The following is a 6,789-nucleotide window of genomic DNA, read 5'->3' as shown; positions in this document are numbered from 1 at the left end:
CAGTCGCTGTGGAACTCGGTGAACATCCTCGTCGAGCTCGTCTTCAAGTAGGTCGGAGGAAATCGTGCTGATCCAGGTCTTCCTCGTCGTCGCGATCGGTGTCGTGACCGTCCTCCTCACCCGCTCCTGCCCGGCAAGCGCTACGTCGCGCTCTACGGGTCCCCGCAGGCCCCGGTGCTCGGCGTGCTCGGCGAGCAGGACGTGCCCGCGACGATCGCCCGCGCGCAGGAGCACGCCGCCTGGTACCAGGCGCTCACGGGCGAGCCCGTGGTGCCGACGCTCGAGATCATCACGACCGTCGCGTCCGGCTCCGCCGGGAGCGACGGCAATTACTCGAACGAGCGCTCGGCGGACCTCGTCCGGCCGCTCGTCGACGCGGCACGGGACGCGGGCGTGTACGTCGTGCTCGACTTCCAGCCCGGCCGCACTGACTTCCTCACCCAGGTGCGCGCGTACGAGGACCTCGTCGCGCAGCCCCACGTCGGCGTCGCGCTCGACCCCGAGTGGCGGCTCGGACCCGACCAGGTGCACCTCGCGCAGATCGGGTCCGTCGGGATCGACGAGGTCAACGCGGTCGGCGACTACCTCGCCGGCCTCGTGCGAGAGCGGGACCTGCCCCAGAAGATCTTCCTGCTGCACCAGTTCCGCACGTCGATGATCGCCGACCGTGCCCGGCTCGACACCGCGCACCCCGAGCTCGCCGTCGTCATCCACGCCGACGGGCAGGGCGGTCAGGGCGCGAAGGCGAGCACGTGGGCGACCCTGCGCGCCGACGCGCCGCCCGGGGTGTTCTGGGGCTGGAAAAACTTCTACGACGAGGACGTCCCGATGCTCACGCCCGAGCAGACGTGGGCGGTGCAGCCGACGCCGGACTTCGTCAGCTACCAGTGATCAGCCACCCGTGACGCGTCACACCCAGCTCGGCAACCACATGTGCATGTTCCAGAACCAGTACGGCACCTGCCAGCCCGTCCACACGGGGTAGAAGAACGCGCTCACCGCGCCGATCACGGTGAGCAGCGCGACGGCGGCCGTGCGCACCCGTGCCCGGGCGCGCGGACGGTGCTCGGTGCGCTCGAGGCCGACGGCGAGCACGTACACGAGCGTCAGCACGACCCACGGCGTGAACACGATCGAGTAGAACGTGAAGATCGTCCGCTCGGCGTAGAGGAACCACGGCGCCCACCCGGCGATCAGCCCGCTGAGCACGGCGAGCGCGCGCCAGTCCTTGAGGCGCACGAGCAGGACGACCGTGACGACGACGGCGAGCGCGGCCGCCCACCACAGCACGGGGTTGCCGAGCGAGGTGATGGCCCGTGCGCACCGCTCGACCTCGCAGCCGGCCTGGCCGGGGTCGTAGGAGCGCCAGTAGAACGACGTCGGTCGCCACTGCACGATCCAGCCGAGCGGGTGCGCCTCGTAGGGGTGCTCGGAGGTGAGGCCGTTGTGGAACTCCCACATCCGCGCGTGGTACTCCAGCAGGGAGCGCAGGGCCGGCGGGAGCCACTGGACGCCCTCGCCCGGGTTCTCCACCGCCCACTGGCGCAGGTACGCGCCGGGGGAGCGGAACCACGACGTCCACGTCGCCAGGTACGCCAGCGCCGCCGTCGGGAGCATGACGAGCGCGGCCGGGATCGCGTCGACGAGCAGCGCGTCCTCCCACCAGCGCCGCACGCCGGCCGTGCGGCGCGCCGTCGCGTCCCACAGCACCGACAGGACGGCGAGGACGGCGAGGAAGTACAGCCCCGACCACTTCACCCCGCACGCGAGGCCGAACGAGACGGCGGCGGCGAAGCGCCACCAGCGCCACCCCAGGCCGCTGATCCCCCCTGGTCCGTAGCGCCCGATCGTGCCGCCCGCGTCGAGGATGGCCCCGCACCGCTCCGCGAGGCGGCGCCGCGCCTGGTCGCGGTCGAGCAGCAGGCACCCGAACCCGACGAGCACCCAGAGCATGAGCATGTTGTCGAGCAGGCCCGTGCGCGCGTGCACGATCGCCGCGCCGTCGACCGCCATGAGCGCGCCCGCGACGATCCCCATCGCCGTCGAGGCGAACAGCCGCCGCGCGATGCGGGCGACGAGGACGACGGCGACCACGCCCACCACCGCCGACGCGAGCCGCCACGACCACGGGTCGTCCGCGCCGCCGAGCGCCCGCATGCCGAGCGCGATCATCCACTTGCCCAGCGGCGGGTGGACGACGTAGTCGGCCGTCGTCAGGTAGGTGTCGACGTCGCCGGCCTCGAACGCCGGGTTCGGCTCCTCCGGCCAGTCCGCCTCGTAGCCGACCTGCAGCAGCGTCCACGCCTGCTTGACGTAGTAGGTCTCGTCGAACACGAGCGTGCCCGGGCGGCCCAGGTCCCACAGCCGCAGCACCGCCGCGACGACCGCGACGATGCCGACGCCGAGCCAGCCCCACAGGCGGTCGTGCGCCGTGGCCCCGAGGGCGAGGCGGCGCGGGCCCAGCAGCGCGAGCAGCAGGCGCTCGCGGTGCGTCGGGGCGGGAACAGGGTCGGGATCCGGGGAGGAGGGGAGCGGGGAGGGCGCGTCGTCCGGCCGGTCGGCGGCGTCGTCGCTCGGCGCGGGGGACGGGCCGGTCTGCGCGCCGGGGAGCGCGTCGGCGGGCGGGTGGGGCACGCCGCCATGGTAGGCGGTCGGCCGGGGCGTGCGGCTGTGGAACGCTGGGCCCATGAGCAGCGCCCCCGTGCCCGACGACGCCCGCCCCGCCGAGTCCGGTCGGCTCGTGCTCGCGGGGACGCCGATCGGCAACGTCGAGGACGCGAGCCCGCGCCTGCGGCGGCTGCTCGCGACGGCGGACGTCGTCGCCGCGGAGGACACCCGCCGCCTGCGGGCGCTCGCCGGACGGCTCGACGTCGAGGTCGGCGGACGGGTCGTGAGCTTCCACGAGCACAACGAGGGCGAGCGCGCCGACGAGCTGCTCGACGTCGTCGAGGACGGCGGCACCGTCCTCGTCGTGTCGGACGCGGGCATGCCCAGCGTGTCCGACCCCGGGTTCCGGGTGGTCGCCCGCGCCGTCGAGCGCGGCGTGCCGGTGACGGCCGCCCCCGGGCCGAGCGCCGTCCTCACCGCCCTCGCGCTGTCGGGGCTGCCGACGGACCGGTTCTGCTTCGAGGGCTTCCTGCCGCGCAAGGCGGGCGACCGTGCGCGGGCGCTCGCGGCGCTGGCCGACGAGCCCCGCACGACCGTCTTCTTCGAGGCCCCGCACCGCGTCGCCGAGGCGCTCGCCGCGATGGCCGAGGCCTTCGGGCCCGACCGCCCGGCCGCCGTCGCCCGCGAGCTGACGAAGACCTACGAGGAGGTCCTGCGCGGGACGCTCGGCGACCTGGCGGCGCGGGCGGCGGACGAGCCCCTGCGCGGGGAGATCTGCGTCGTGGTGGGAGGCGCGCCGCCGCGCGGCCCCGTCCCCGTGGCGGAGCTCGTGCCCGCCGTGCTCGCGCGCGTCGACGGCGGCGAGCGGCTCAAGGACGTCGTCGCGGACCTCGCCGCGGGCAGCGGCGTGCCGAAGCGGGAGCTGTACGCGGCCGCGCTGGCGGCCCGGGGCCGCTGAGGCGCCGACTACTCGGCGATGCCCTCGACGCTGCCCGTGAGCTTCTCGAGGTCCGCGTCGTACACGAGGCACAGCACCTCGCGGTCGCCCTGGCCCCAGCTGCTCTCGGTCGGGGTCATGGGCCAGAAATCGAGACGCGACTCCTCGTACGCGGTCCCGACGAACGGCTGGAACTCCTCGAGGCACCCCTCGGACGCGATCGTCTGGATCTCCTCCGTGCCGGGGAACTCCTCGCCCTCGACGTCGAACGCGGCGTAGACCTCGTTGTCGTGCGGCTCCTCGCACGGGACGGCCTCGACCGACGAGACCTCCGAGGCCGTCAGGTCGCCGTCGTTGGTGCAGTCGCCGACGGTGATGCTGAAGACGTCGGCGTTCGCCTCCGCCTCCACGATCGCGCCCTCGTCGTCCCGGACGGGGTCGGCGGTGGGCAGCAGGCCGCACCCGGAGAGGCCGAGGGCGGCCACGCCGAGGAGGGCGAGCGGGAGGCGGGCGGTGCGTGCAGCGGAGGACATGGGTCGCTTTCTCTCGGGTTGCGTCCGCCCGGCGGTAGCCGGGGGCCGGTGGCCACTGCACCGTAGCGCGCCCCGGGCATCCATCGGTCAGGTCGTGACGTGCGTCACCGGCGCGCGGCGTCCTCGCTGCTCACGAGGTCGACACCGGCGGCGGCGAGCTCCGCGCGCGCCTGCTCGCCGAGCTCGGGCGTCACCGGGACCGTGAGGTCGGTGAGCACGCGCGTGGCGAGACCGAGGGCGTGGGCGTCGAGCGCCGTCGCGCGCACGCAGTGCGACTCGGCGATGCCGACGACGTCGACCTCCTCCACCGCGGCGTCGCGCAGCACGTCCGCGAGCGCCCGCCCCCGGGTGTCGACGCCCTCGAACCCGGAGTACGCGGCCTCGAACTCGCCCTTCTTCAGGCTCACGTCGGGCGCGAGGTCGGCGAGCGCCGGGTGGAGCTCGGCGTTCGGCGTGCCCGCGATCCCGTGCGGGGGCCACGTGTCGACGAAGTCGGGGGAGGGGCTCCAGTGCTCGCCGGGGTCGACGTGCCAGTCCTGCGTCGTGACGACGACGTCGTACCGGTCGCGGTGCTCGCGCGCGAAGTCGGCGATGCGCCCCGCGACGGCGTTCCCGCCCTCGACGCCGAGCTCGCCGCCCTCGCAGAACGTGGGCTGGACGTCGACGACGATCAGGGCGCGCCGGGCGCGTGCGGACGTGCTCTCGCTCTCGCTCATGACCCCACTCTGCCACCCGTCGGGCGCGGTCGGCGGGGCGGTGCCAGGGTGGGTGCCGGACGGTGGACGCGACGACGACGGGGAGGACGGCATGATGCAGGAGCGACCGATCGGGTACTGGCTCAAGCTCGTCGACCGGCTCATCGACGAGAGCCTGGACGACGTCTTCCACCACACCGGCCTGACCCGGCGGCACTGGCAGGTGCTCACCATGATCCGCGACGGCGTGAGCGAGGAGACGGCGGTCGACGGCGTCCTGTCCCCGTTCGCGGGCGCCGCGGCCGGGAGCGGTCCCGGGGCGCACGCCACGGCGGTGAGCGCCGAGGTCGACGACCTCGAGCGGCGCGGTTGGGTGACCCGGACGGACGGGCGGCTCAGCGTCACCGTCGCGGGCAACCACGCGTACCACGACCTGCTCGAGGGCGTGTCGCGGGCGCGCGAGCGCGTCGCCGAGGGCATCGGACCCGAGCAGTACGAGACGACTCTTGCGACGCTGCGGCAGATGGCGCACAACCTCGGCCGCGACGTCTGACACGCCGGGCGAGACGCCGGCCCGCGTCGTCGGGCACGGGCGTACCCTGCCGGGACGCGCGAGCCGCCCGCACCCGGCGCCCGGACGCGCCCGAGAGAGCTGGAGCACTGCGATGGAGTTCCGCCGGATCCCCGGTCTGCCGCCCTACGTCTTCACCATCATCGACGGGCTCAAGATCGAGGCACGCCGAGCGGGCCGCGACGTCGTGGACCTCGGGTTCGGCAACCCGGACCTGCCGAGCCCGCAGGTCGCCGTCGACAAGCTCGCCGAGGCGGCGCAGAACTCGCGCAACCACCGCTACTCCGCGTCGCGCGGCATCCCCAAGCTGCGCGAGGCCGTGGCCGGCCTGTACCAGCGCCGGTTCGGCGTGAGCCTCGACCCGGAGACCGAGATCATCTCGACCATCGGGGCCAAGGAGGGCTTCAGCCACCTCATGTGGGTGCTGCTGCAGCCGGGCGACGTCGCGCTCGTCCCCACGCCGAGCTACCCCATCCACATCTGGGGCCCGTACTTCGCGGGCGCCGACGCGCGGCAGGTGCCGATCGGCGACGGCACCGACGCCGCCGGGTACATCGAGCGGATCATCGAGGCGTGGGAGCTGGGCTGGCCCAAGCCGCGCGTCGTCGTGCTGTCGTTCCCGCACAACCCCACGACGACGGTCGCGACCAAGGAGGAGCTCCAGCGGCTCGTCGACTGGGCGCGGGACAAGGACGTCGTGCTCGTGCACGACCTCGCCTACGCCGACATGACGTTCGACGGGTTCCGCCCGCCCTCGATCATGGAGTGCGACGGCGCGCGCGAGGTCGCGGTCGAGCTGTACTCGATGACGAAGTCGTTCTCCATGGCCGGCTGGCGCGTCGCGTTCCTCGTGGGACGCCGCGACGTCGTGGGCGCGCTCGCCAAGCTCAAGAGCTACCTCGACTACGGCACGTTCCAGCCGATCCAGATCGCCGCGACCGTCACGCTCAACGAGGCGACCGAGCACCCGCAGGAGGTCTCGGAGGTCTACGAGTCCCGGCGCGACGCGCTCGTCGACGGCCTGCAGCGCATCGGCTGGGACATCCACCGGCCCGGCGGCACGATGTTCGCCTGGGCGCGGATCCCCGAGGCGTACCGCGACATGGGCTCGATCGAGTTCGCAACGCACCTCGTCGAGGAGTGCGACGTCGCGGTGTCCCCGGGCGTCGGCTTCGGCCCGGGCGGCGACGAGTTCGTGCGCTTCGCCCTCATCGAGAACGAGCAGCGCATCGCGCAGGCGGTCCGCGGCCTCAAGCGCGGGCTCACCCGCCTCTGACCGCGAGATCGACCCGGGCGCCGCGGCATCGGCCTCCGGAGGGCCGATCACGGCGCGTGCGGGTCGACCTCGGGGCCGGTCACGCGGATGCGCGGCCGGCGCGCGCCCGCGACGATGGGCGCATGCCGACGCCCGCGCCGTCCGCCGTCCGCACCTCGCGCCGTCTGCGC

Annotated in this window: 7 protein-coding genes; 4 read left to right on the top strand and 3 right to left on the bottom strand. The window is 74.0% G+C overall.

Annotated features, from left to right (window positions below; all coding sequences use genetic code 11):
* The first annotated feature begins 183 nt into the window (after positions 1-183).
* Positions 184-891, top strand: a complete 708-nt coding sequence (locus JZ5iCDA_RS14245) for a hypothetical protein (protein ID WP_216093452.1) — start codon at positions 184-186, stop codon at positions 889-891.
* An 18-nt stretch (positions 892-909) separates the two neighbouring features.
* Here JZ5iCDA_RS14245 and JZ5iCDA_RS14240 read toward each other — a convergent pair whose 3' ends face one another.
* Entirely contained in the window at positions 910-2,634 is a 1,725-nt protein-coding gene (locus JZ5iCDA_RS14240) for a dolichyl-phosphate-mannose--protein mannosyltransferase (protein WP_069387764.1), read from the bottom strand.
* A 52-nt stretch (positions 2,635-2,686) separates the two neighbouring features.
* Here JZ5iCDA_RS14240 and rsmI point away from each other — a divergent pair, with 52 nt between their 5' ends.
* The gene (gene rsmI, locus JZ5iCDA_RS14235; protein WP_069387762.1) at positions 2,687-3,565 is read left to right on the top strand and encodes a 16S rRNA (cytidine(1402)-2'-O)-methyltransferase; all 879 of its coding nucleotides are present in this window, start codon (positions 2,687-2,689) and stop codon (positions 3,563-3,565) included.
* 8 nt (positions 3,566-3,573) lie between these two features.
* Here the strand turns inward: rsmI and JZ5iCDA_RS14230 are convergent, their stop codons facing one another.
* Positions 3,574-4,077, bottom strand: coding sequence for a septum formation family protein (locus tag JZ5iCDA_RS14230; RefSeq protein WP_069387761.1), 504 nt, complete (start codon positions 4,075-4,077; stop codon positions 3,574-3,576).
* A 104-nt stretch (positions 4,078-4,181) separates the two neighbouring features.
* Positions 4,182-4,793: an isochorismatase family protein gene (locus tag JZ5iCDA_RS14225; protein ID WP_069387760.1), complete on the bottom strand. Its 612-nt coding sequence runs from the start codon at positions 4,791-4,793 to the stop codon at positions 4,182-4,184.
* Between the two features lie 91 nt (positions 4,794-4,884).
* Here JZ5iCDA_RS14225 and JZ5iCDA_RS14220 point away from each other — a divergent pair, with 91 nt between their 5' ends.
* The gene (locus tag JZ5iCDA_RS14220; RefSeq protein ID WP_139123123.1) at positions 4,885-5,325 is read left to right on the top strand and encodes a MarR family winged helix-turn-helix transcriptional regulator; all 441 of its coding nucleotides are present in this window, start codon (positions 4,885-4,887) and stop codon (positions 5,323-5,325) included.
* Positions 5,326-5,437: 112 nt separating this feature from the next.
* The gene (locus tag JZ5iCDA_RS14215; protein ID WP_069387759.1) at positions 5,438-6,619 is read left to right on the top strand and encodes an aminotransferase class I/II-fold pyridoxal phosphate-dependent enzyme; all 1,182 of its coding nucleotides are present in this window, start codon (positions 5,438-5,440) and stop codon (positions 6,617-6,619) included.
* Positions 6,620-6,789: the final 170 nt, after the last annotated feature.

Source organism: Cellulosimicrobium cellulans, assembly GCF_001722485.1.
GTDB classification, from domain to species: domain Bacteria; phylum Actinomycetota; class Actinomycetes; order Actinomycetales; family Cellulomonadaceae; genus Cellulosimicrobium; species Cellulosimicrobium cellulans_A.
The sequence above is the reverse complement of the archived record's forward strand: the minus strand, read 5'-3'. Positions and strand labels throughout refer to the sequence as shown.